A 22,967-nucleotide genomic window follows, 5' to 3' on the forward strand; every position below is an offset into this window, starting at 1 on the left:
GCGGTCCAGACCCTGCGGCTCTACGAACAGCACGGGCTCATCACCCCGGCGCGCAGCCCCGGCGGCACCCGCCGCTACAGCGGTGACGACCTCGCTCGGCTGCGGCGGATCGCGCAGTTGAGCAGCCAGGGCGTCAACCTGGCCGGGATCGGCCGGATCCTGGAGCTGGAGGACGACAACGCGGCGCTGACCGCCGAGCGCGACCAGCTCCGCGCCGACACCGACGAGCCCGGCACAGCCCAGGACGGCCGAGTGAGTGCGTGACCGTTGCAGTGCGGGCGCGGTGGACAGGAGCGAGCAGCGAGCTGAGGTTCCCCCGCTTGCTGGAGGGCGGGGATATCAGGTTCCGGCCGGGACCGGGTGATGTTGGACGGCCTCGAACTCGTCGGGTGACCGCCAGCCGAGTTTCTTCTGGATGCGTTGGGTGTTGCACCAGCCGTCGAGAGGCGAACAGAGCGTTCTCGGCTTCTTCCCTGATCCGCCAGCTGCGCCGATAAACCAGTTCGGTCTTCAGTGGGGAGAAGAAGTTCTCCATGAGGGCGTTGTCGTAGCTGTCACCGACCGAGCCCATCGACTGTGCGATTCCATTGTCGGCCCACCGATTAGCGAAGCGGAACGCGGTGTAGGTCGAGCCGCGGTCGCTGTGATGGACCAGGCCGCCATCGCGGACGTCGCGGCTCCAGCCCGCGTATTCCAGGGCACAGGGGACCAGGTGGGTGTCGCAGCGGTCCGAGGTCTTCCAACCCACGATCCGGTTCGAGAACGCGTCGCGGACCGCGGCCGGCCAGAACGCGCCCTGACCGCGCGGGATGCGGGTGGCGTCGGCGACCCAGGGCTTGTCGGGGCGGTAGGTGGTGAAGACGCGCTCGACCAGGTCCGGGGCCGGCGCGGCCCGGGGATCCGACCGTGTGGAGGCGATCCGCTACCGTTTGCGCAGGAACGCGCCCTGCAGCCCGGCGCCGCGCATCACCCGCTCCACTCGTTTGCGTCCGACCCCGAGCCCGCGGCGGGCCGGCATCGCGTAGATCCGTAGGTGCCGCCGGAGCTGGTATGGATATCGACGATCTCGGCCAGCAACTTCTCGTCGGCGAGCTGTCGCGCCGACGGCTGCACCGCGCGTTTGCGCTACCGGTAGTAGGTCGAGGAAGCGATACCGAGGACCCGCAATACGAGCTCGACCGGGTGCGGGCTGGCTTCGACGAAGCGCACGATCACATCCGGGTCTGGCCGAGCTCCGAGGCGAAATACGCACTCGCCGAACGCAAGATGTCGTTGACTCGCTCCAGCTCGGCGACCTGCTTGTGCAGCCGCTTGTTCTCCTCGGCCAGATCATCGGCAGCGGGTTGAGGTCGTTGGTCGGCATCGGCTTGGTGGATCCAGTTCCGCAGTGCTTCGTGGTGCACGCCCAGCTGCTGGGCTAGTTTGCGGATCGTCGGCTTCGGATCCGACTCCAGATACAGCCGGACCGCTCAGTCGCCGGCGTTAGCGAGCGCGCTGCGGAGCTTGTCCGGGTCCATGCCGAAGCCGGTGAGGCGGTTCAGGGGGATGGAGGCGATCATGCGCATCATGTCCATGCCCATGGCGCTGCCGTCGCCCATGCTCTCGGCCATGCCGCCGAAGACCTCTGCCAGCGCGGCCGCTGCTTTCGGGTCGGCGAGTGCCTCGCCCAGGGTGGAGTCCATGGTGATCGGGATGCGCACGACGTCGCCGCGGAGGTCGAGGTCGGTCTCCGCGCGCAGGTCGCGGCTGGAGGCGCAGGCCCAGAGGCGGTAGCGGCCGGGTTCGACCACCCAGGATTCGGTGCGGGTCTCCCAGTAGGCGAGGTCTTCGCGCGTCACCTCGATGGTGACCTGTTCGCTCGCACCGGGTTCCAGCTCGGCGGTGACTGCGGAGCCGACCAGGGCCCGCACCGGGCGCTGGACCTGCGACTCCGGGAGCCCGGCGTAGAGCTGCACGACCTCGCGGCCGGTCCTGGTGCCGGTGTTGGTCACGGTGAGCCGCGCGGTGAGCCCGTCGCCCGCGGGCTCGGCGGTCAGGCCGCCGTAGCCGAAGGTGGTGTAGGAGAGGCCGTGGCCGAAGGGGTAGCAGACGTCCATGTCGCGGGCGTCGTACCAGCGGTAGCCGACGAAGATTCCCTCGCCGTAGCGGACGTGCGAGTTCTCGCCGGGGAAGTTCAGGTAGGCCGGGGTGTCCCGGAGCCGGACCGGGACGGTCTCGGCGAGCCTGCCGGACGGGTTCACGACGCCGAACAGGACATCGGCGACGGCCCCGCCGCCCGCCTGGCCGAGCAGCCCGCCGTCCAGGACGGCCGGGGCCAGGCAGGCGACCGGCTCGAGGCGGAGCACGCCGCCGTGGGCGAGGACCACGACGGTGTCCGGCTGGACGTGGACCACCGCGGTCAGCAGTTCGAGCTGGTCGGCGGGGAGTTCGATGTGGTCGCGGTCGAAGCCCTCGGATTCCTGGTCGGCGGCGAGGCCGAGGAAGAGGACGGCCACATCGGCATCGGCGGCCGCGGCGACCGCCGCATGGCGGTCGGTGCCGTCGCGGTGGGTGACGGTGGCGCCGCCCGCCAGGGCGCGGATCTCGTCGAGTGGGGTGTCCAGGCGGGTCGGGGTGACGTGCGAGCTGCCGCCGCCCTGGTAGCGGGGTTCGGTGGCGAAGGTGCCGAGGACGGCGATCGAGCGGCCGGGGGTGAGCGGGAGGACATCGCGGTCGTTCTGCAGCAGGACGATGCAGCGGGCGGCGGTCTCGCGGGCCAGGCGGTGGTGCTCGTCGGCGAGCGGCGCGGTCCCCGCGCCTTCGGCGGCCGGTGATCCCGGCACGGCCCCGACACTCGGTGATCCCGGCTCGGCGCGATCCGCGTCGATACGCCGGTCGCCGCCGGCGACCACCCCCGCGGCCTGCTCCTGCGCCACGCGCACCCGGGCGACCAGCGCGGCCACGTTCGCGGCGGCGGTATCCACCGCCGCGGCGGACAACGCGCCCGCTTCGACCGCGGCGACCACCGCCTCGTCCCCGGCACCGGCGCCGCCGGGCATGGTCAGATCCAATCCGGCGGCGACCGACGCGGCCCGGTCCGACACCGCGCCCCAGTCGCTCACCACGACTCCGTCGAACCCCCACTCCCCGCGCAGCAGCTCGGTGAGCAGCCAGCGGTTGTGCGCCGCAGGCACGCCGTTGATGCGGTTGTAGGAGCACATGACCGTCCACGGCCGGGCCGTGCGCACGATGTGCGAGAAGGCCCGCAGGTAGATCTCGCGCAGCGGCCGCGGATCGATATCGGAGCTGGACCGCATCCGGTCGTGCTCGGCATTGTTGGCCGCGAAGTGCTTGAGCGAGGCCCCGACCCCCGCGCTCTGCACGCCGTCCACCCAGGCCGCGCCGAGCCGCCCGGTCAGGTACGGATCCTCCGAGTAGTACTCGAAGTTCCGGCCCCCGCGTGGATCCCGCTTGATGTTCACCCCGGGCCCGAGCAGCACATCCACCCCGAGCGCCCGCGCCTCCCGCCCCAGCGCCTCCCCGACCCGCCGCACCAGCGCCGGATCCCAGCTCTGCGCCAGCCCGACCGCGGGCGGGAAGCAGGTGGCGGGCTCGCTCCCGGACAACCCAAGGTGGTCGGTCGCCCCGGTCTGCCTGCGCACCCCGTGCGGCCCGTCGGTGAGCACCAGCGACCCGACCGGCCCGATCGCCTTCGTGGTCCAGAAGTCCGCGCCGCTGCCGAGCGCCGCGCGCTCGGCCGGGGACAGATCGCTGATATCGCTCGCCATCGAGACTCCTCGGGGTCGGGGTACTAAAAACAGTATGCCATTCGGTTTTCACGGGCAAGGCCCGCCGAGTACAGTCACGGCGTGACCCGGCGCGGCTCGTATTCGAAGGGAATCGCCAAGCGCGAGGAGATCCTGGAAACCGCGCTGGAGCTGGTCGCCCGGGTCGGGTACGGCCGGACAACGGTCAGGGAGCTCGCCGACGCGGTCGGCCTGAGCCAGACCGGGCTGCTGCACTACTTCGGCAGCAAGGAGGAGCTCTTCACCGCCATCCTGGCGCGCCGCGACGCCGCCGACCGCGCGGCCTTCCTCGCCCCGGACGCCCCGCCCGAGCTGCCCGCCGGGCTGGTCCGCCTGATCCGGCACAATGCCGAGGTACCCGGGCTGGTCGAGCTGTACACCCGGTTCTCCGCCGAGGCGGTGCGCCCGGAGCACCCCGCGCACCCGCACTTCCGGGACCGCTATCGGGAGATCCGGCAGCTGATCGCGGACGCGGTCGGCGAACTCCAGCGCGACGGGCAGCTGCGCGCCGACCTCGACCCCGACCGCTTCGCGGTGCTGGCGGTCGCGCTACTGGACGGGCTGCAGGTGCAGTGGCTCTACGACCCCGAGGTCGACATGGCCGAGCACCTCGCCCATCTCTGGGCCCTGCTCGCCCGCTGACCCGCGTGTCACACCGGCACACCCCCGCGTCGTCCTTCCTCCGACACCGAGAACGGCGAACGAAGGACGGGGCAATGGGGATCGAGGAATTGCGCGGCATGACCCGCGGCGGCGTGCTGGCGGCGGGGGACGCCGGTTTCGAGGCGGCCGCGCGGCCGTGGAACACCGCGGTGCCGCCCGCGGTGGACGCGGTCGTCGAGGTCGCGGACGCCGACGACATCGCGGCGGTGCTGCGCTATGCCGGGGTCGCGGGCAGGCAGGTCGTGACGCAGCCGACCGGGCACGGCGCGACCGGCGACACCGACGGCGCGATCCTGCTGCGGACCGCCGCGCTGAACCACATCGCGATCGACCCCGAACGCCGGGTGGCGCGGGTCGGCGCCGGCGTGCAGTGGGGTGCGGTGCAGGCCGCCGCGGCCGCGCACGGGCTGACCGGGCTCGCCGGGAGCAACCCGGTGGTCGGGGTAGCCGGCTACACCCTGGGCGGCGGGTTCGGCTGGTTCGCCCGCACCTTCGGCTGGGCCGCGGACGCCGTGCGCGCGGTCGACATCGTCGCCGCCGACGGCACGGCGAGCCGGGTCACCGCGGACTCCGACCCGGAGCTGTTCTGGGCACTGCGTGGTGGTGGCGGCGATTTCGCGGTCGTCACCGCGATCGAGTTCGAGCTGTTCCCGCTGCCGCGGCTCTACGGCGGGCGGGTGATGTGGGCCGCCGACAAGGCCCGGGCGGCCTTCGACCTGTTCACCGAGCTCACCGAGGACGCCCCCGCCGAACTCACGCTCTGGTTGCAGCGCTACCAGATCCCCGGCGCCGAGCCGACCGTCGCGATCGACTTCGCCTACCTGGGCGAACCGGAGCAGGGCCGGGAACTCACCGCCCGCCTCGACACGCTCGGCGGCGTCCTCGCCGATACCCGCGGAGTGCTGACACCCGACCGGATCGGCACGATCACCGCCGAACCCACCGAGCCGAGCCCCTCGCTCTCCCGCGGCGAACTGCTCACCGATCTCGATGGCGCGGTGGTCGAGACGCTCATCGCGGCGCCGGTGGCACCACTGCTCAACATCCAGCTGCGCGGCCTCGGCGGCGCACTGGCCGAGCCCCGCCCCGACTGTGGCGCACGCGGACCGGTGCGCGAGCCCTACGCGCTGTATCTGCTCGGGCTCGGCCTGCCGCACCTGCTCGATGCGATCCGGAGCCGGTTCGGCGCCATCGTCGACCGGCTCGGCCCACAGCTCACCGGCGCCAAGCCGTACACCTTCCTGGCGCCGGGTGAATCCGCTGAACTCGCCTTCGACCCGGCCACCCTGGCGCGGCTCCGACAGGTCAAGAAGGACCGCGACCCGCGCGGCGTCATCCGCGCCAATTTCCCGGTCGGGTGACCGCTGGTTCGTCGGGGCGGCGGACGGCGCTGCGCTCGACGGTCCCCACGAGTCTCCGCGCCTGTCCCGGTGTGATCAGCGGGTTCCGCGGGGCGCCGGGCAGGTCGAGCACCGCGGTGACCGCGCCACCGTCGTGCACGGCGTGGTCACCCGGCGCGACGGCGCCGACACCGGTGCGCGGCCGGGCAGGCTGCTGCGCGGCGTGCGCTGAGGCGGCCTGCGGGCGCGCCGAGCGCGCTCTCCTGGCTACGATGAATTAGCCGCGAGGAGGGAGCCGGGATGACGAGCACCGCGTCGGCGCGCCCGGCCGCCATCCGCCGGGCCGCGCTGGAGCTGTTCATGCGCCAGGGGTACCCGGCCACCACCATGAGCGAGATCGGCGCGCTGGTCGGCATCCGCGGGCCCAGCCTGTACAAGCACGTCGCCTCCAAACAGGAGCTGCTCGCCGAGATCATGGACGGCATCATGGACGCGCTGCAGGACGCGCACCGGCGTGCCGTCGCGGGCACCGCCGACCCGACCGAGCGGCTGCGCCGGGCGGTGGAGGCGCACGTGCGCTACCACGCCAGGCACCGCGCGGAGGCGTTCGTCGGGAACCGGGAGATCCGCAGCCTCACCGAGCCGCACCGCTCGGCGGTGCTGGCCCGGCGCGCCGAGTACGAGCAGCAGTTCCGCGCGCTGATCGCGGACGGGGTGGCCGCCGGGGTGTTCCGGGTGACGTCCACCCGCGTCGCCTCCTACGCGGTGCTCGACCTCGGCATGGGCGTCGCCACCTGGTTCCGGGACGACGGCGAGTTCAGCGAGAACGAGATCGTCTGGCAGTACGCCGACTTCGCGCTGCGGCTGGTCGGCGCGGTCTGATCAGGTGACGGTGAAGCCGCCGTCGACGGCGAGCGTCTGCCCGGTGACGTAGCCGCCCGCGGCCCCGGCCAGGAAGACCACCGCCGCGGCCAGCTCGGCCGGGTCGCCGAGCCGGTTCACCAGCACCCGGCCGATCTGGCTCTCCAGGTAGCCGTCCTTGTACTGGTCGGTCATCTCCGAGGTGAAGAAGCCGGGGGCGATCGCGTTCACCCGGATGCCGCGGCGGCCGCTCCACTGCTGGGCCAGGTCGCGGGTGAGCCCGATCAGCCCGGCCTTGCTCGCGGCGTAGGCGGCCTGCGGCAGCCCGGCGGTGGTGAGCCCGAGCACGCTGGAGATGTTGACGATGCTGCTGCCCGGCTCCATGACGGCGGCGCAGGCCTGCGCCATCCAGTAGCAGCCGTTCAGGTTCACGTCGATGACCTGGGTGAACTGCTCGGGGGTTTCGCGCAGCGCGGGCACCGCGGTGCCGATGCCCGCGTTGTTGACCAGCACGTCGATCCGGCCGAACTCGCGCACCGCCGCCTCGGCGACCGCCTTGGCGTCCTCCGGGTTCGCCACGTCGAGCTGCACCGCGAGCGCGCGCTGCCCGGCCTGCTCGACCAGCAGCGCGGTCTCCTTCAGCCGGTCCACCCGGCGGGCGGCGAGCACCACGTCGGCGCCCGCCTCGGCGAGCGCGCGGGCGAAGGCAACGCCGAGCCCGGACGAGGCGCCGGTCACCACGGCCACCTTGCCGCGCAGGCTGAACAAATCGAGTACGCCGGCCACTCCGACCTCCTGGCAGTCAATGAATCGGTCCCGATCAGGCTAACAACCATTAGCCGCTGTCGTACGCTTGGCCTTCGCCCCGGAACGCGAAGGACCCGCCGTTGAACAGCTCCGCCATCGACCACGCTGCCCTCACCGCCTGGCTGGATCGGCTCGGCATCGACCGCACCGGCGCGATCTCGCTGCAGCGCATCGGATTCGGGCAGTCCAACCTGACCTTCCTGGTCCGCGACGAGGCGGAGCACCGCTGGATCCTGCGCAGGCCGCCGCTGGGCACGCTGCTGCAGTCGGCGCACGACGTCGGCCGGGAGGCGGGCATCCTGCGCGCGCTGGAGCCGACCGACGTCCCGGTGCCGCGCATCCTCGGCGTCGCCGACCCCGGCGCGGTCACCGACAGCACCGCGGTGCTCATGGAGTTCGTGCCCGGCGTGGTGATCGACGAGCCCGCCGTGCTGGAGACCATGGGCCCGGAGCGCAGGAGCGCGCTCGCGGCCTCCATGATGGCGGTGCTGGCCCGGGTGCACGCCGTCGACCTGGCGGCCACCGGGCTCACCGGCCTCGCCGGGCACGGCCCGTACGCGCAGCGCCAGCTCAAGCGCTGGACCAGGCAGTGGCGGGAGAGCTGGACCGGCGACAGCGCCCCCTTCGACGCCATTACCGAGCGGCTGGCCGCGACCATCCCGGAGCAGCAGGAGCTGCGGCTGGTGCACGGCGACTTCCACCTGCGCAACGTGATCACCGCGCCGGACGACGGCACCGTGGTCGCCGCGCTGGACTGGGAGCTCTCCACCCTCGGCGACCCGCTCGCCGACATCGGGTACGCCCTCGCCTTCTGGCCCGACCCCGAGCTGCCCACCTTCGGCCTCGGCCTGCCCCCGCTGCCCGGCATGCCGAACCGCGCCGGCCTCGCCGAGCTCTACCTCGACGCCACCGGCCGCGATCGCACCGCCCTGCGCTTCTGGTACGTGCTCGGCATCTGGAAGATCGCCGCCATCTACGCCGGCATCATCCGCCGGGTCGAGGCCGAACCGGAGAACCTGGTGGCCGGCACCGCGCCGCGCGCGGCCGAGGTGCTCGCCCTGCTCGACGCCGCCGCCGAGGCCGCCGACAACCCGCCCTTCTGACGGGTCACGGCTGCGGCGCCGCGGCGCCGTCGCCGACGTAGGCCGCCCACAGCTCCCGGTAGGTGCCGTCGACGGCGAGCAGCTCGGCGTGCGTCCCGGTCTGCTCGATCCGCCCGCCGCGGACCACGACGATGAGGTCGGCGTCGGCGGCGGTGGCGAGGCGGTGCGCGACGACCAGGGTGGTGCGCCCCGCGGTGAGGACGTCGACGGCGGCGCGCACCCTGGCCTCGGTGGCGAGGTCGAGCGAGGCGGTGGCCTCGTCCAGGATGAGGATGTCCGGCTCGACGAGCTGCGCCCGCGCCAGCGCGAGCAGCTGGCGCTGACCGGCCGAGAGCGCGCGGCCGTTGGGGCCGATCGGGTGGTGGTAGCCGTGTTCGAGCCCGGCGATCATCTCGTGCGCGCCGACGGCGCGGGCGGCCCACTCGATCTCGGCGGGTTCGGCGCCGGGGCGGCCGTAGGCGATGGCGGCGCGCACGGTGTCGCCGAAGAGGAACGGCTCCTGCGGCACGATGCCGAGCCGGGCGCGGAAGTCGGCGAGCCGGTAGCGGCGCAGGTCGACGCCGTCGATCAGCACCGTGCCCGCGGTCGGGTCGTAGAACCGGGCGAGCAGCTTCACCAGCGTGGACTTCCCGGCGCCGGTCTCGCCGACCAGCGCCACCTTCTGCCCGGCGGCGATGCTCAGCCGGACGCCGGAGAGTACGTCGGGGGTGTCGGGGTGGTAGGCGAAGGCGACGTCGCGCAGCTCGATCCGGCCCGCCAGCCGCTCGACCGGCACCGCGTCCGCGGCCTCCGGGGTGGCGACCGGGGTGCGCAGCAGTTCGCCGAGCCGGTCGACGCCGACCACCGCCTGCTGGTAGCTGTCGAAGACCTGCGACAGCTGCTGGATCGGGGTGAAGAGCAGGTCGATGTAGAGCAGGAAGGCGATCAGGGTGCCCGCGGTGAGCACGCCCTCGCGCACGTCGTGCACGCCGACCGCGAGCACCGCGGCGGTGGCGAGCACCGACACCAGCTCGATGAACGGGAAGAACACCGCCATCAGGTACTGGCTGCGCAGCCGCGCGTTCCGGTAGGACCAGGAGCGCCGCTCGAACTCGGCCCGGTTGTGCGGCTCCCTGCGGTAGGCCTGGGTCACCGCGATGGTGTCGACGTTCTCCTGCAGGTAGGCGTTCACCGCCGAGACCCGCTCCCTGGCCAGCACGTAGGCGGGTACCGAGAGCCTGCGGAAGACCGCGGTGGAGAGCACGAGGACCGGCAGCAGCGCCAGCACCACCAGCGCCAGGCGCGGTTCGATCAACAGCATGGCGATCACCACTCCGGCGACGGTGAGCGTGCTGGTGAGCGCGGTGGCCAGCCCGGTCTGCAGGAAGGCGGAGAGGCCGTCCACGTCGGTGGTCATCCTGGTCATGATCCGGCCGCCGAGTTCGCGCTCGTAGTACTGCAGCCCGAGCCGCTGCAGGTGCGCGAAGGTCTTCACGCGCAGGCCGTAGAGCAGCCGCTCTCCCGCCCGGCCCATCACCCGCAGCTGCCCGACGCCGATCGCCCAGTCCAGCAGGCAGACGACCAGCGCCGCGGCGGCCGCGAGCAGCACGACGTCGCGGGCGCCCGCCAGCACGCCGTGGTCGATGCCGTACCGCACCAGCACCGGGATCAGGATCTGGGCCAGCGCGTCCAGCGCCACCAGCCCGAGCCCGGCCAGCAGCGGGGCGGCGAACGGGCGCAGCAGCCGGGCGGCGCCGAACTCCGGGTCGGGGGTGCGGGCGAAGGAGTCGGGCACCTCCGGCTCGCCCGCGACCGGGGGCAGGGCGTCGATCTGCGCGCGGACGTCGCCGCTGGGCGGGGCGGCGGTCATCATGCCGCCGCCCGCGCCGCCGCGGCCGAGCCCGGCGGGCGCGCCCGCGGCGCGCTGGGAGAAGGCGGCGGCCGCCTGCTCCATGGCGCGGTCGTCGTCGGCGCTGTCGGCCGGTTCGATCCAGAGCGGCGCGGTCGCCGAGCGCGCGGCGCTCGCGGGCGGCTCGGCGGCGATCTCGGTGACGTCCGGCGGGGTGAAGAGCGCGCGGAACAGCTCGCCGGACCCGCGCAGCTGCGCCAGGGTGCCCAGCTCGGCGACGCGGCCGCCGTCCAGCACCGCGACCCGGTCGGCCAGGGCGAGGGTGGACATGCGGTGCGCGACCACCAGCGTGGTGCGGCCGCCGACCTCGGCGGCGATGCGCTGGAAGATCCGCTCCTCCACCCTGGCGTCGATGGCGGAGGTGGCGTCGTCGAGGACCAGCACCGGCGCCGCGGTGAGCAGGGCGCGGGCCAGTGCGATGCGCTGCCGCTGCCCGCCGGAGAGCCGCTGGCCGCGCTCGCCGATCCTGGTGTCGAGCCCCTGCGGCAGCGCGGCGACGAACTCGTCGGCGGCGGCCAGGTGCAGCGCGTGTCGGACGGCGTCGTCGGTGGCGTCCGGCACGCCGTAGGCGACATTGGCGCGCACCGTGCCCGCCACCAGGTGGGTGTCCTCGAAGACCATCGCGACCTGCGCGCGGGGGTCGGGCAGCTCGCGGATGTCGGTGCCGCCGATGGTGACGCTGCCCGCGTCCGGGTCGAGGAGCCGCGGGAGCAGCTGCGCCAGCGTGGATTTGCCGCTGCCCGCACCGCCCGCGATCGCCACCGTCTCGCCCGGCGCGACGGTGAGGTCGAGCCCGTCCAGCACCGTGGTGGAGCCGAACTCCACTGTCACACCGTGGAACCCGAGGCCGGGCGGCGCGGTGGCACCATGCCCTCCGGCGCGCGACGCCGTTCCCGCGGCGGCAGATGCCCGCGCGGCGGCCGCCGTCGCCGCACCGGATGGCTCCGCCGCGGCGGTGGCTGGTCGCGCGCCGGTGAACTCCGCCGCGATGGCGGCCGGTGCCGTGCCGGCGGGCGCCGCCGCGAATGCGGGAGACGGCTCCGCCTCGATCACCTCGCGCACCCGGTCCAGCGCGGCCCGCCCCTGCTGGCTCACGGTGAGCAGCATGGCGAACTGCCGGATCGGCGCGACGAACGAACCGAGGTAGGTCATGAAGGCCAGGAAGGTGCCGAGGCTGACCGAGGCGTTCAGCGCCAGCACGCCGCCGAGTACCAGGATCAGTGCCTGGCCGATGGCGGGCACCGACTGCACGGCCGGGGTGAACCGGCTGGTGATCCGGGTGACCCGGAGCCGGGAGCGGTAGAGCTCGCGGGCATCCCCGGCCAGCCCGTCCAGCTCGCGCCGCTCCTGCCCGAACCCCTTGACCACCCGCACCCCGGCGACCGCGGCCTCCACCCGGATGGCGACCTCGGCGGCCTTGGCCTGCGCGTCCCAGTTCGCCGGGAAGAGCTGGCGCTGGCTGCGCCGGGTGAGGATCCACAGCGCCGGGATCACCAGCAGCGCGACCACGGTGAGCGCGGGCGACATGACCGTCATCAGCGCCAGCGCCGCGATCAGCAGCAGCACATTGCCGGTGACGATCGGGATGAGCTGCAGGAACATCTGGATCAGGGTGACGTCGGTGATCGCCCGGCTCACCACCTGGCCGGTGCGCAGCTCGCCCTGGGCCCGGCCGTCCAGCCGCAGCAGCGCCGCGAAGAGGTCGCCGCGCAGGTCGTGCTGCACCCCGAGCGAGAGCTGCGAGGAGGTCACCCGGCGCAGGAACGAGGCGCCGAAGCGCAGCAGCCCCAGCCCGAGCAGCAGCAGTGCCCACGGCAGTACCGAGTCCGCGGTGACGGTGAGGTCGTCGACCACGTGCCGCACGATGAGCGGCAGGCCCGCGGTGAGCAGCGCGGCACCGGCGGCGCCCGCGGCCGCGCCCGCAACGGCCCGCGGGTGCGCCAGGCAGCGGCGGATCAGATAGCGGACCCAGTCGCCGCCCGGTTCGTTCGCTGAGGTAACCACTTCCCCATTCTGCGGGATCACCGCGCGGCCGCGAGCGGATCCGCGGCGTCGTACTGGTTGGCCGGGCGGTCGAGGCCGTAGTGGCCGCGCAGCGTGGTCTCGGTGTACTCGGTGCGGAAGAGCCCGCGCTCCTGCAGGATCGGGACGACCCGGTCGACGAAGCGGTCCAGCCCGGAGGGCAGCACCGCGGGCATGACGTTGAAGCCATCGGCCGCGCCGCGCCGGAACCAGTCCTCGATGGTGTCCGCGATCTGCACCGGGGTGCCCGCGACGGTGCGGTGCCCGCGGCCGCCGCCGAGCCGGGTGATCAGCTCGCGCACGGTGAGCCGCTCGCGCCGCGCCAGCTCGACGATCAGCGTGAACCGGCTCTTGGCGCCCTCGATCTCGTCCTCGGACGGCAGCTCCGCGGGGAGCTCGCGGTCCAGCTCCAGCGCCTCGACCGGCAGCTTGAACCGCTCGGCCAGCTGGGCGCGGGCGTACTCGGGTGAGATCAGCCGCGCCAGTTCGGCGTCGAGCGCCAGCGCCTCCTCCTCGGTGTCACCGATCACCGGGACGATGCCGGGCAGGATCTTGACGGTCTCCGGGTCGCGGCCCAGCCTGCGCGCGCGGTCCTTGAGGTCGGTGTAGAAGGCGTGCGCGTCCGCGAAGGTCTGCTGCGCGGTGAAGACCGCCTCGGCGTAGCGGGCGGCGAAGTTCTTGCCGTTCTCCGAGGAGCCCGCCTGCACCAGCAGCGGGTAGCCCTGCGGGGAGCGCGGGACGTTGAGCGGGCCGTCCACCGCGAAGAACTCGCCGCGGTGCCCGATCGACCGCACCTTCGCCGCGTCGGCGTGGATGCCGAGCTCCTTGTCGCCCACCACCGCGTCGTCGGACCAGCTGTCCCAGAGCTTGGTGGCGACCTCGACGAACTCCGCCGCCCGCTGGTAGCGCACCCGGTGCTCCGGGGTGTCGTCCAGCCCGAAGTTGCGCGCGGCGTCGGCCCCGGCGGTGGTGACGATGTTCCAGCCCGCCCTCCCCCTGCTCACCCAGTCCACCGAGGCGAACCGGCGAGCCAGGTTGTAGGGGTCGTTGTAGCTGGTGGAGGCGGTGGCGATGAGCCCGATCCGGCTGGTCTGCACCGCGACCGCGGTGAGGATGACGGTCGGCTCCAGCTTGCCCTGCGGGCGCCTGCCCGGATCGCCCATGAGCACCGGGCTGTCGGCGAAGAAGATGGAGTCCAGCTTGCCGCGCTCGGCGGTGCGGGCCAGCGCCACGTAGTGCTCGATGTCGATGTGCGCGTGCGGATCGCTCTCCGGCAGCCGCCAGGCGGCCTCGTGGTGGCCCACCGACATCAGGAAGGCGTTCAGGTGGAGCTGTTTCGGTGCGGTCATGGGCGGCGGTGGTCCTTTCACACGGGGAGCTCGGCGGTCGAATCCGCCCAGCGCGCGACGGCGTCCAGCGGGGCGCGGTACAGGGCGTCCAGGGCGACGGCCGCGCCCGCGGTCTCCAGCACCTGCCCCAGGAAGGTGGAGGCGGCGATGAGCGCGCCGGGGTCGTCGCCGGTCACCGCGTGGCCGCGCACGGTCTCGACGTAGCTCTCGCGCACGGCGGGCACCTCGGGCAGGCTGCGGTCGACGATCACGACGGCCTCGGGGTCGAGGATGTCGACGAGCATGGCGACGATCCGGCCGAGCACCGCGGCGCGCTCGACGAAGAGTTCGCGCGCGCCGGGGTCGGTCGCGGCGGCGGCCAGCAGCTCGGGGACGGTGTGCGCGGGGATGCCCGCCGCGGCGGCCCGGCGCAGCAGGGCGTGGTCGGAGTAGTCGTCGCGCGGCGGCTCCGCGCCGCCGACCAGCCGGGAGATGGAGCCCGCGGCGGAGCGCGGGCCGTAGTGCACCCGGCCGTGCACCGCGAAGGCCGCGTCGATCACATTGCCGACGAACAGCATGACCGCGCTGCTGGTGCCGCGCAGCCTGCCGAAGAGCTGCTCGGCGTGCATGAGCGCGCGGGCGTGGCTGTCCAGCTCGACCGGGAGCCCGGTGGCCGCGGCCAGCCGGTCGCGCACCGGCACGTCGTGCCAGCGCAGGAAGGAGTGCTCGAGCACGGTGCCCGCCCGCCGGTCCACCCGCCCCCCGATGGCGACCCCGACGGCGAGGACGCGGCGCCCGACCTCGGCGGCGCGGACCCGGCCGATCGCCTCGCCCGCGTCGGTGAGGATGTCGTCGGGGTCGAAGGAGCGGTGCGGGATCTGGTCGCCGGAGAGCACTGCCCCGGCGATGTCGACCACAGCGACGGTGGTCTGCGCGGCGGCGATGTGCACCGCGATCACCACGGTGCCCGCGCTGTTCAGCGCCAGCGGCGAGTAGGGGCGCCCGATCCCGGAGAGGCTCACCGCCTCCGGCAGCTCGATCAGCAGCCCGGCCTCCAGCAGCGACCGCGACTGCCAGGTCACGGTGGCCGGGGAGATCCCGACGTGCCGCGCGACCACGCTGCGCGGCACCGGGCCGAGTTCGAGCACCGCCCGCAGTACCGCCGCCGCGCTGTTGTCCGTCACCGTCGCCGCCACCCTCCGCCTCGTCTCCGCCGCACCCGCGTCGACAACGCTAGGAGCGCGGGCAGCCGGTTCGTAGGCTTCAGCGCACGCTGATCTATTCTGCTCGCGCCCTGCCCAATGCCGCGCGGGCCGCGAGGAAGTCGTCCACCAGCCGCGCGCAGGCGGCGGGCGAGGTGTCGCCGAGCCCGACCAACCGGGTGAAGACCAGCGGCCCGACCAGCTGGATCAGCACCTGCACCCTGTCGTGCTCGCCGAGCAGCGCGCGCGCCTCCGCGCCGTCGAGCAGCTCGTCGAAGGGCACCCGGTACTGCTCGACCAGCCGGGTGCGCAGCGCGCTGGTGGCCGGGCCGTCGCCGGGGTCGGTGGCGAGCCAGGCGACGGTGGCCAGGTGCAGCGGCACCTCCTCGATGACCCGCGCCTGCCGGGTGAGCAGCTCGACCAGCCGGTCGCGCAGCGTGCCGTCGGGCGGGGCGTGCACCGGCGGCGGGAGCAGCCGCTCCAGGGTGGCGGCGCGCAGCTGCGCCGCGCTCTCGAAGTGCCGGTAGAGGGTGGTGCGGGCGACCTTCGACACCTTCGTCACCGCGTCGACGGTGACCGCGTCCAGCCCGCCGCTGCGCAGCAGCGCGGTGGCCGCGTCCAGCAGTCGGGCCCGGGACCGCAGCCTGCGGGGATCGATCTCCGCGGAATCCGTCATGGCCGACAGCTTTCCTCGCTTCCGGCGCGGTGCGCCGTCCACCCCCTATGCTACCGAGGGTACCGCTACGATACTGATAGTTTCGTTTCTCCGGGAGGGCGATGATGACGACGCGGGTGTGGAAGTCGGGGGCGTGGATGGTGGCGCTGGCCTGCCTGGCGCTGGCGCTGGTGATCGGCTCGATGGCCGCGCTCTACACCGCGCTGCCGGACATGGCCGTCCGCACCGGCGCCGACCAGCACCAGCTCACCTGGATCGTGGACGGCTACACGCTGTCGCTGGCCTGCCTGGTGCTGCTCGGCGGCGCGCTCGGCGACCGCTACGGCAGACGCACCATGATGGTGCTCGGGTTGATCGTCTTCGCCGCGGCCTCGGCGGTTCCGCTCTTCGCGGAGGGGCCGACCTGGATCATCGTGGCCCGCTGCGTCTGCGGTGCGGGGGCGGCGCTGGTCATGCCGTCGACGCTCTCCCTGCTGACGGCGAACTTCGGCGCGGACCGGCGCGGGCTGGTGGTCGGCGTGTGGGCGGGCGTCGCGGGGATCGGCGCGATGCTCGGCATCCTCGGCTCCGGGCTGCTGCTCAGGTTCTCCTCCTGGACGGCGATCTTCGTCGCCATGAGCCTGGCGGGCGTCGCGCTGGCGCTGGTCTCGTTCTCGCTGCCGGAATCGCAGGACGAGACGCGGCCGCGGGTCGACCTGCTCGGCGCGGTCACCTCCGGCGCCGCGGTCGGCGCGCTGGTGCTGGCGGCGGTGCAGGTGCCGCTGCACGGCTGGACGCACCCCGCGGTGCTGATCCCGGCCGCGCTCGCGCCGATCGCGGCGGCGGCCTTCGTCGCGGTGGAGCTGCGGGAGGCCCGGCCACTGCTCGACGTGCGGCTCTTCGCCGACCGCGGGTTCGGCGCAGGCACCATCTCGGTGACGCTGCAGTTCCTGGTCTCGTTCGGTGTCTTCATGGTCTACGTGCAGTTCCTGCAGCTGGTCTTCGGTTACTCGCCGCTGCGGGCCGCCTTCGCCATGGCGCCCATGATGATTCCGATGATGGTGCTGGCGCTGATCGCGCCGAAACTGGCCGAGCGGTTCGGGCTGCGGCTCGTGCTCGGCGTCGGGTTGGCGATCATCGGCGTCGGGCTGCTGATGCTCGCACAGACCGACGCGTCGAGCACCTACGGCGGAATCGTCGTGGCGCTGCTGGTGACCAGCGCGGGCGTCGGGCTCTCCACCTCGCCCGCCACGGCTGCCATCGTCGCGGGCACGCCGGTGGAGCAGCACGGGGTCGCCGCGGCGGTGAACGACGCCGCGCGCGAGGTCGGCGCCGCCGTCGGCATCGCGGTGGCGGGCAGCATCCTGGCCGCGGGGTACGCCGCGCGAATCGACCCGGTGGTCGCGCGGCTGCCCGAACCGCTGCGGGAACCGGTGCGCGATTCGCTGGCCGCGGCGCTCGCGGCGGCCGAGCAGGCGGGGCCGGCGGGGCAGCCGCTGGCCGACGCCGCGGTCGACGCCTTCGTGCACGGCGCGCACCAGGCCGTGACGGCGCTCGGCGTGATCGCACTGGTGACCGCCGCCGCGGTCGGGGCGTGGGCGCCCGGCGCGCAACGGGGCGCGGCGGCGGTGCAGCCCGCTGAGCGCGAGCAGCAGACTGGACAGCTGTCCGAAGCATTGTCCGGCACTGGGGATCATACACTGGACACGTAGTTGTATGACGGTCTACGGTGACGCCGACGGCGCGATGCGCGACAGCGACGAAGGCGGGTTCACCATGAAGACCAAGGGTGCTCTGATCTGGGATTTCAACCAGCCCTGGACGATCGAGGAGATCGAGATCGGCGCACCGCGCCGGAACGAGGTGGCGATCCGGATGGAGGCCGCCGGGATGTGCCACTCCGACCACCACCTGCAGACCGGCGGCATTCCCATGGCGGGCTTCCCGGTCCTCGGCGGGCACGAGGGCGCCGGGGTGGTGATCGAGGTCGGCGACGGCGTCGAGGACGTCGCGGTCGGCGACCACGTGGTGCTCTCGTTCATCCCGTCCTGCGGCAAGTGCCCGTCCTGTCAGTCCGGGCTGCGCAACCTCTGCGACCTCGGCGCGCTGCTGCTCGGCGGCGCCTCGGCCACCGACGGCTCGTTCCGGATCTCCGCGCGCGGCGAGAACGTCTACCCCATGTCGCTGCTCGGCACCTTCTCCCCGTACATGGTGGTGCACCGCAGCTCGGTGGTGAAGATCGATCCGTCCATCCCGTTCGAGGTGGCCTGCCTGGTCGGCTGCGGCGTCACCACCGGGTACGGCTCCGCGGTGCGCACCGCGAACATCCGCCCCGGCGAGGACGTCGCGGTGATCGGCATCGGCGGGCTCGGCATCTCCGCGCTGCAGGGCGCGGTGAACGCGGGCGCGCGGCACATCTTCGCGGTCGATCCGGTGCCGTGGAAGCGCGAGCAGGCGCTGAAGTTCGGCGCCACGCACGCCTACGCCACCACCGAGGAGGCGACCGCGGCCTGCGCCGAGATCACCGCGGGCGGCATGGCCAAGAAGGTGATCGTGACCGTCGGCGAGGTGCACGGCGGCGACGTCGACCTCTGGATGGGGATCACCGCCAAGGCGGGCACCTGCGTGCTCACCGCCATGGGCAACCTGGTCGACAACCAGACCACGCTCAACCTCGCCATGCTCACCCTGCTGCAGAAGAACCTGCAGGGCACCATCTTCGGCGGCGGCAACCCGCACTACGACATCCCGCACCTGCTCTCCATGTACCAGGTCGGCAAGCTCAACCTGGACGACATGGTGACCAGGCAGTACCGGCTCGAGCAGGTCAACGACGGCTATCGGGACATGCTCGAGGGCCGCAACATCCGCGGCGTGGTCCGGTACACCGACGCGGACTGGTGAGCTACCCGGCCGCGAAGCGCTCGTCGGTGTAGCGGCGCAGGTTGGTCAGGAACCGGCGGAAGGTCGCGTTCATGACCGGCTTGCCGAGCGCGCCGGTGAACCGCGCGGGCCCGGCCAGCCGGTTCGCCAGCGTCCAGGTGAGCCTGCAGCCCTCGGAGGTCGGCTCCACCAGGTAGTCCTCGGCGAACGCGGCCACCGCGGAGGTCGAGGAGGCGTTGAAGCGGAACGCCATTCGACGGTTGGGTTCCCAGATCAGGAACTCTTCGTCGCCGACGATGCCGCCGCGCATCTCGACGGTCCTGGTGGTGCCGACCCCGATCGGCGGTGCGCTGGTCCAGGTCACCTTGGTGATCACGCTCGCCCAGCGCGGCCAGGCCTCGGCGTCGGCGAGCACCTCGAACAGCTGCTCGGGGGTGATTGCCAGCTCGACGCTGTTGCGGAACCGGTGCGGCGCCGTTTTCACGAAGTCGGCGTCGACAAGTTCACAGGGGTGCATGGTGGCCAAGGCCGGTCCTCCGGATCGTGGGTGCGTAGGCTTTCACAGTAGCCTCTGTGAAACGTAGCCACGACGTTTCCGGATGAGCCGTATGCGCCTTCGGCCCCCGCCGCCGGGCAGCGCGGACCGATCCGAGATAGTCTCTGCCGCAGTCTCATTCGGTAGAGAGGTGGACGATGACGGTTCGGGGGCGCGGATGAGCGCATTCGCCGACGTATTCCTGGCGCTACCGCCGCAGCGCAACCCGCACCTCGACTCCGCCGCCGCGCACGTCGAGGCATGGGTGCGCGGCCACGGCCTGGTCGAGCGCGACGGCGTGCGCGCCCGGTTCGCCGAGACCGACTTCGGCGCCTTCGCCGCCGCCACCTACCCGGCCGCCGACGCGCGGGGGCTAGAGCTGGTGACCGACTGGCTGGCCTGGCTCTTCCTGCTCGACGACCAGCTCGACGACGGCTCGCTCGGGCGCGCGCCGGACCAGCTGGCGACGCTGCTCACCGCCGTCATGGCGGTGCTCGCGGGCCGGGCGGCCGAGCCCGACGCCCCCGCCATCGTGCGCGCCCTCGACGACCTGTGGCGGCGCACCGCACCCGGCACCGGCGAGGTCTGGCGGCAGCGCTTCACCGGGCACGCCACTCAGTGCGCGCTCGCCGTGGTGTGGGAGGTGGACAACCGGGTGCGCAGCGCCGTCCCCACCGAGGCCGAGTACCTGGAGCGGCGCAGGCACACCGGCGCGATCTACCCGTGCATGGACCTGATCGAGGTGGTCGAGGGGATCGAGCTGCCGGAGCCGGTGTACCGCGGCGCGCCGTTCACCCGCGCCCTCGACGCCGCCTGCGACGTGGTGTGCTGGACCAACGACCTGGTCTCGCTGGAGAAGGAGGCAGCGCTCGGCGAGTACCACAACCTGGTGCTGCTGCTCGAGCACTGGCGCGGGGTGCAGCGGCCGGCCGCGGTGGAGCTGGGCCGGGCCCGCGCCGCCGAGCGGCTGCGCGACTTCCACGCCGCCGAGGCCGAGGTGCTGGCCGCGCACCCGGAGTACCGCGCCGAGCTCGCCGCCTACCTGGCGGGCATGCGGTCGTGGATGCGCGGGCACCTGGACTGGTCGGCGAGCTCCGGCCGCTACCGGGTCGCTGCGGGCGGGGGCACCGCGGGATGACCGTGCTCTCGCACCCGGTGCAGCCCATCCTGGCGCGCACCCGGCAGCAACTGCTCCCCGTGCTGAGCGCGGCGATCGACCGGCTGGACGGCCCGCTGCGCCACATGTGCGGCTACCAGCTCGGCCTGCTCGAGCTGGACGGCACCCCGACCGGCAGGCTCGACGGCAAGCTGCTGCGCCCGGCCTTCACCCTGCTCTGCGCCGACGCCACCGGCGCGCGCACCGCCGACGTGCTGCCCGCAGCGGCCGCCGTCGAGCTGCTGCACAATGCCTGCCTGGTGCACGACGACGTCATGGACCGGGACCTGCTGCGCAGGCACCGCCCCACCGTCTGGGCGCACTTCGGGCTCGGCGAGGCCATCCTCGCGGGCGACGCGCTGATCGGGCTCGCCTTCGAGGTGCTCGCCGACCGCGAGCACCCCGCCGCCCGTACCGCGCTGAGCAGGCTCGCCGTCACCCTTCGGCTGCTCGGCCAGGGCCAGGAGCGCGACCTGCGCGGCAGCGCGCGAACCGAGGTGAGCGTGGCCGACTGCCTGGCGACCTTCGCGGGCAAGACCGGTTCGCTCTTCGGCTGCGCCTGTCGTTTCGGCGCGCTCTTCGGCCCCGCCGGAGCCGAGGCCGAGCGCTTCGACCGGTTCGGCAACGACCTCGGCATCGCCTTCCAGCTCGCCGACGACCTGCTCGACATCTGGGGCGACACCGCCGTCACCGGCAAACCCGCCTCGGACCTGCGGGCCCGCCGCAAGAGCGCCCCGGTGGTCTACGCCCTCGCGGCCTCGCCCGAGCTGCGCGAGCTGTACGCCGCCGACGCCGAGTTCGACGAGGCGACGACCGCGCGGGTCATCGCGCTCATCGAGGCCACCGGCGCCAGGGGGTGGACCGAGGGCGAGGCGGGTGCCCGCACCCGGGCCGCGTGGAACGAGATCGACGGCCTCGCGCTGGAGCCGGTGGCGCGCGGCGAGCTGGCGCAGCTCGCCGCCGCCATCCTCGAGGCCGGCTGAGCGCCGCCGCATCCGCTCGAGCCCGATAGGCAGCGCGCCGCGCCCGGCCGGCGTCGGACCGGAGTCCGGGCTCAGCGCAGATGCTTGCGCAGCCGCTGCGGATCGTCCTCGAGGAAGCCGCGATCCCAGTCGGCGAGGGTCGCGGCCGCCGCGTAGCTGGAGTCCAGGAACTCCAGCAGGGTGCGGTCCGGGTCGGCCGAATCGGCGACCGCCTCGTACGGGAGCACGAATTCGCCCAGGTCGCGGCGGTACTCGGCGGTGCCGGGGCCGACCGCGTGCTCGGCATAGCCGGGGGGCTCCGGGTAGGCGTAGGCGTAGAAGGCGCCCTCCTCGCCGCCGCCGGGCCAGAAGCCGCAGCTCGCCAGCTCCTGTGAGTACCCCTCCGTCATCACCCAGTCGGCGCAGTTCGGGGCGCCGCCGGGGTGCGGCGGCGCGGTCCGGCCGGAGAACCGGGTGCAGGCGAGATCCATGGCGCCCCAGAAGAAGTGCACCGGGCTCGACTTGCCGACGAAGTGCGAGCGGTAGACCCCGAAGACCCGGTCCACCTGGATCAGCTGCCGCCAGAAGCGCTGCGCCGCGTCCCCGTCGTAGGAGGCGTGCGTGATGTCCTCGGCGAACGGGATCGCCACCTCGACCTCGTTCGGCACCGGCCGGATGGTGGTCGGCACCCGCAGCGCCTCCAGCGCCGCCATGACCTCGCCGTAGAAGTCCGCCACGCTCTTCGGCTCCAGCGCCACCGCCCGGCTCTCGCCCGCGCTGGTCCTGGCCAGCAGTCGGTGCTCGACGAAGTCGAACTCCAAGTCGAAGACCCCGTCCGCGTACGGGATCGGCGAGGTGGTCAGCCCGCGCGGGCTCACGTACAGCGCCACCTCCCACCAGTGGTTGACCAGCGGCGCGTGCGCCATTCGGATCTTGCCGACGATCTGGGTCCACATGTGCAGCGTGTCCCTGGTGTCCATCCACTCCGCCACCCGCAGCCGGGGCCAATTCCCACTCATGCCCTCGAGCTTGCCACAGATTAGCCGGTTCGGAGGGTTGCGTATACGCACACTTCTACTTATAGTTCTCCTACGTATACATCTACGCATAAGAACTGAGAGCGAGAACGAGATGAGCGTCTTCACCACCCCCGCCCCGATCACCGCCGCCGTCGAGGTGCCCGCGGGCATCGTCACGGTGACCGCGACCGACCGCCCCGAGACCGTGGTCGAGGTCCGGCCCGCCGACCCGCGGAACAAGACGGATGTGCGCGCGGCCCAGCAGTTCCGGGTCGAGTTGGCCGACGGGGAGCTCACCGTCGAGATGCGGCGCGGGCGCTGGAACCCGTTCGGCGGCACCCCGACCGTCGCGGTCGACATCCAGGTGCCCACCGGCTCCCGGCTGACGGCGTCCGTCGCGCTCGGCACGCTGCACACCGCGGGCGCCTTCGATGGCTGCGAACTCGCCGTCGCCGACGGCGACATCCGGATCGAGCGGCCGAGCGGCGCGGTCACCGCGACCACGGCCCGCGGCGACATCCGGGTCGAGGACGCGGCGAGCGGCGCGCTCCGGCTGGAGACCGCCACCGGCGAGCTGTCGGTCGGCATCCGCCCCGGCAGCGCGGTCCGGCTGGCCACCCACGAGTCCTACGGCGCGGTGCGCAACCTGCTCGACCCGGTCGGCCCCGACGCCGCGGTCGTCGAGGTGGACGCGCGGAACTACCACGGCCCCATCGTGGTCGGGCACGCCGTCGCGGTCTGAACACACCGCTGGGCCC

19 protein-coding genes and 2 pseudogenes are annotated in these 22,967 nt (G+C 73.2%); 11 read left to right on the plus strand and 10 right to left on the minus strand.

The genetic code is table 11. From position 1 onward, the window contains the following. Window positions 1–264, plus strand: a 264-nt coding sequence (locus tag ACFUUZ_RS28615; RefSeq protein WP_378701574.1) for a MerR family transcriptional regulator, incomplete at its 5' end; no start/stop codon positions are given. Window positions 265–565: 301 nt separating this feature from the next. Here the strand turns inward: ACFUUZ_RS28615 and ACFUUZ_RS28620 are convergent. Continuing rightward, window positions 566–919, minus strand: a pseudogene (locus ACFUUZ_RS28620) (transposase); the annotation flags it as partial. 131 nt (window positions 920–1,050) lie between these two features. On the opposite strand from ACFUUZ_RS28620, the gene ACFUUZ_RS28625 reads away from it, so the two are divergent. Beyond that, a complete protein-coding gene (locus ACFUUZ_RS28625; RefSeq protein ID WP_378701576.1) occupies window positions 1,051–1,347 on the plus strand; it encodes a hypothetical protein in 297 nt (98 codons plus the stop codon). Window positions 1,348–1,349: 2 nt separating this feature from the next. Here the strand turns inward: ACFUUZ_RS28625 and ACFUUZ_RS28630 are convergent. Beyond that, a pseudogene (locus tag ACFUUZ_RS28630) lies at window positions 1,350–1,460 on the minus strand (transposase); the annotation flags it as partial. Between the two features lie 9 nt (window positions 1,461–1,469). Continuing rightward, entirely contained in the window at window positions 1,470–3,767 is a 2,298-nt protein-coding gene (locus ACFUUZ_RS28635) for a glycoside hydrolase family 3 C-terminal domain-containing protein (RefSeq protein ID WP_378701578.1), read from the minus strand. Between the two features lie 81 nt (window positions 3,768–3,848). Here ACFUUZ_RS28635 and ACFUUZ_RS28640 point away from each other — a divergent pair, with 81 nt between their 5' ends. The 3 genes from ACFUUZ_RS28640 to ACFUUZ_RS28650 all read left to right on the plus strand — a co-directional run bounded on the left by ACFUUZ_RS28640 (window position 3,849) and on the right by ACFUUZ_RS28650 (window position 6,670). Then, window positions 3,849–4,427: a TetR/AcrR family transcriptional regulator gene (locus ACFUUZ_RS28640; RefSeq protein WP_378701580.1), complete on the plus strand. Its 579-nt coding sequence runs from the start codon at window positions 3,849–3,851 to the stop codon at window positions 4,425–4,427. 74 nt (window positions 4,428–4,501) lie between these two features. Beyond that, on the plus strand, window positions 4,502–5,809 hold the full coding sequence (locus tag ACFUUZ_RS28645; protein WP_378701582.1) for an FAD-binding oxidoreductase: 1,308 nt from the start codon (window positions 4,502–4,504) through the stop codon (window positions 5,807–5,809). Window positions 5,810–6,088: 279 nt separating this feature from the next. Next, on the plus strand, window positions 6,089–6,670 hold the full coding sequence (locus tag ACFUUZ_RS28650) for a TetR/AcrR family transcriptional regulator (RefSeq protein WP_378701584.1): 582 nt from the start codon (window positions 6,089–6,091) through the stop codon (window positions 6,668–6,670). On the opposite strand, the gene ACFUUZ_RS28655 is transcribed toward ACFUUZ_RS28650, so the two are convergent. Next, window positions 6,671–7,435, minus strand: a complete 765-nt coding sequence (locus ACFUUZ_RS28655) for an SDR family NAD(P)-dependent oxidoreductase (RefSeq protein ID WP_378701587.1) — start codon at window positions 7,433–7,435, stop codon at window positions 6,671–6,673. 101 nt (window positions 7,436–7,536) lie between these two features. Between ACFUUZ_RS28655 and ACFUUZ_RS28660 the strand changes: the two genes are divergently transcribed. After that, complete coding sequence (locus ACFUUZ_RS28660; RefSeq protein ID WP_378701589.1) at window positions 7,537–8,559, plus strand: phosphotransferase family protein; 1,023 nt, start codon at window positions 7,537–7,539, stop codon at window positions 8,557–8,559. A gap of 4 nt (window positions 8,560–8,563) precedes the next feature. Here ACFUUZ_RS28660 and ACFUUZ_RS28665 read toward each other — a convergent pair whose 3' ends face one another. From ACFUUZ_RS28665 to ACFUUZ_RS28680, 4 genes are all read right to left on the minus strand, one after another. Continuing rightward, window positions 8,564–12,451 carry an ABC transporter ATP-binding protein gene (locus tag ACFUUZ_RS28665; RefSeq protein ID WP_378701590.1) on the minus strand — a complete coding sequence of 1,296 codons (3,888 nt, stop codon included), beginning with the start codon at window positions 12,449–12,451 and terminating at the stop codon, window positions 8,564–8,566. A gap of 17 nt (window positions 12,452–12,468) precedes the next feature. Beyond that, a complete protein-coding gene (locus tag ACFUUZ_RS28670) occupies window positions 12,469–13,818 on the minus strand; it encodes an LLM class flavin-dependent oxidoreductase (RefSeq protein ID WP_378701593.1) in 1,350 nt (449 codons plus the stop codon). Window positions 13,819–13,835: 17 nt separating this feature from the next. After that, entirely contained in the window at window positions 13,836–14,981 is a 1,146-nt protein-coding gene (locus ACFUUZ_RS28675; RefSeq protein WP_378701595.1) for an ROK family protein, read from the minus strand. A gap of 94 nt (window positions 14,982–15,075) precedes the next feature. Further along, on the minus strand, window positions 15,076–15,675 hold the full coding sequence (locus ACFUUZ_RS28680) for a TetR/AcrR family transcriptional regulator (RefSeq protein WP_378701597.1): 600 nt from the start codon (window positions 15,673–15,675) through the stop codon (window positions 15,076–15,078). A gap of 104 nt (window positions 15,676–15,779) precedes the next feature. Here ACFUUZ_RS28680 and ACFUUZ_RS28685 point away from each other — a divergent pair, with 104 nt between their 5' ends. Beyond that, entirely contained in the window at window positions 15,780–17,366 is a 1,587-nt protein-coding gene (locus ACFUUZ_RS28685; protein WP_378701600.1) for an MFS transporter, read from the plus strand. 64 nt (window positions 17,367–17,430) lie between these two features. Beyond that, window positions 17,431–18,558, plus strand: coding sequence for an NDMA-dependent alcohol dehydrogenase (locus ACFUUZ_RS28690; RefSeq protein WP_378701609.1), 1,128 nt, complete (start codon window positions 17,431–17,433; stop codon window positions 18,556–18,558). A gap of 1 nt (window position 18,559) precedes the next feature. On the opposite strand, the gene ACFUUZ_RS28695 is transcribed toward ACFUUZ_RS28690, so the two are convergent. Continuing rightward, on the minus strand, window positions 18,560–19,054 hold the full coding sequence (locus ACFUUZ_RS28695) for an SRPBCC family protein (RefSeq protein WP_378701611.1): 495 nt from the start codon (window positions 19,052–19,054) through the stop codon (window positions 18,560–18,562). Window positions 19,055–19,250: 196 nt separating this feature from the next. Between ACFUUZ_RS28695 and ACFUUZ_RS28700 the strand changes: the two genes are divergently transcribed. After that, the gene (locus ACFUUZ_RS28700) at window positions 19,251–20,210 is read left to right on the plus strand and encodes a hypothetical protein (protein ID WP_378701602.1); all 960 of its coding nucleotides are present in this window, start codon (window positions 19,251–19,253) and stop codon (window positions 20,208–20,210) included. Continuing rightward, a complete protein-coding gene (locus tag ACFUUZ_RS28705; RefSeq protein ID WP_378701605.1) occupies window positions 20,207–21,211 on the plus strand; it encodes a polyprenyl synthetase family protein in 1,005 nt (334 codons plus the stop codon). The genes ACFUUZ_RS28700 and ACFUUZ_RS28705 overlap by 4 nt, the downstream gene beginning before the upstream one ends. A gap of 71 nt (window positions 21,212–21,282) precedes the next feature. On the opposite strand, the gene ACFUUZ_RS28710 is transcribed toward ACFUUZ_RS28705, so the two are convergent. Beyond that, complete coding sequence (locus ACFUUZ_RS28710) at window positions 21,283–22,209, minus strand: DUF5996 family protein (protein WP_378701607.1); 927 nt, start codon at window positions 22,207–22,209, stop codon at window positions 21,283–21,285. Window positions 22,210–22,321: 112 nt separating this feature from the next. On the opposite strand from ACFUUZ_RS28710, the gene ACFUUZ_RS28715 reads away from it, so the two are divergent. Continuing rightward, complete coding sequence (locus tag ACFUUZ_RS28715) at window positions 22,322–22,951, plus strand: hypothetical protein (protein WP_378701608.1); 630 nt, start codon at window positions 22,322–22,324, stop codon at window positions 22,949–22,951. The last annotated feature ends 16 nt before the right edge of the window (window positions 22,952–22,967 follow it).

Source organism: Nocardia sp. NPDC057353 (assembly GCF_042667085.1).
Lineage (GTDB): Bacteria > Actinomycetota > Actinomycetes > Mycobacteriales > Mycobacteriaceae > Nocardia.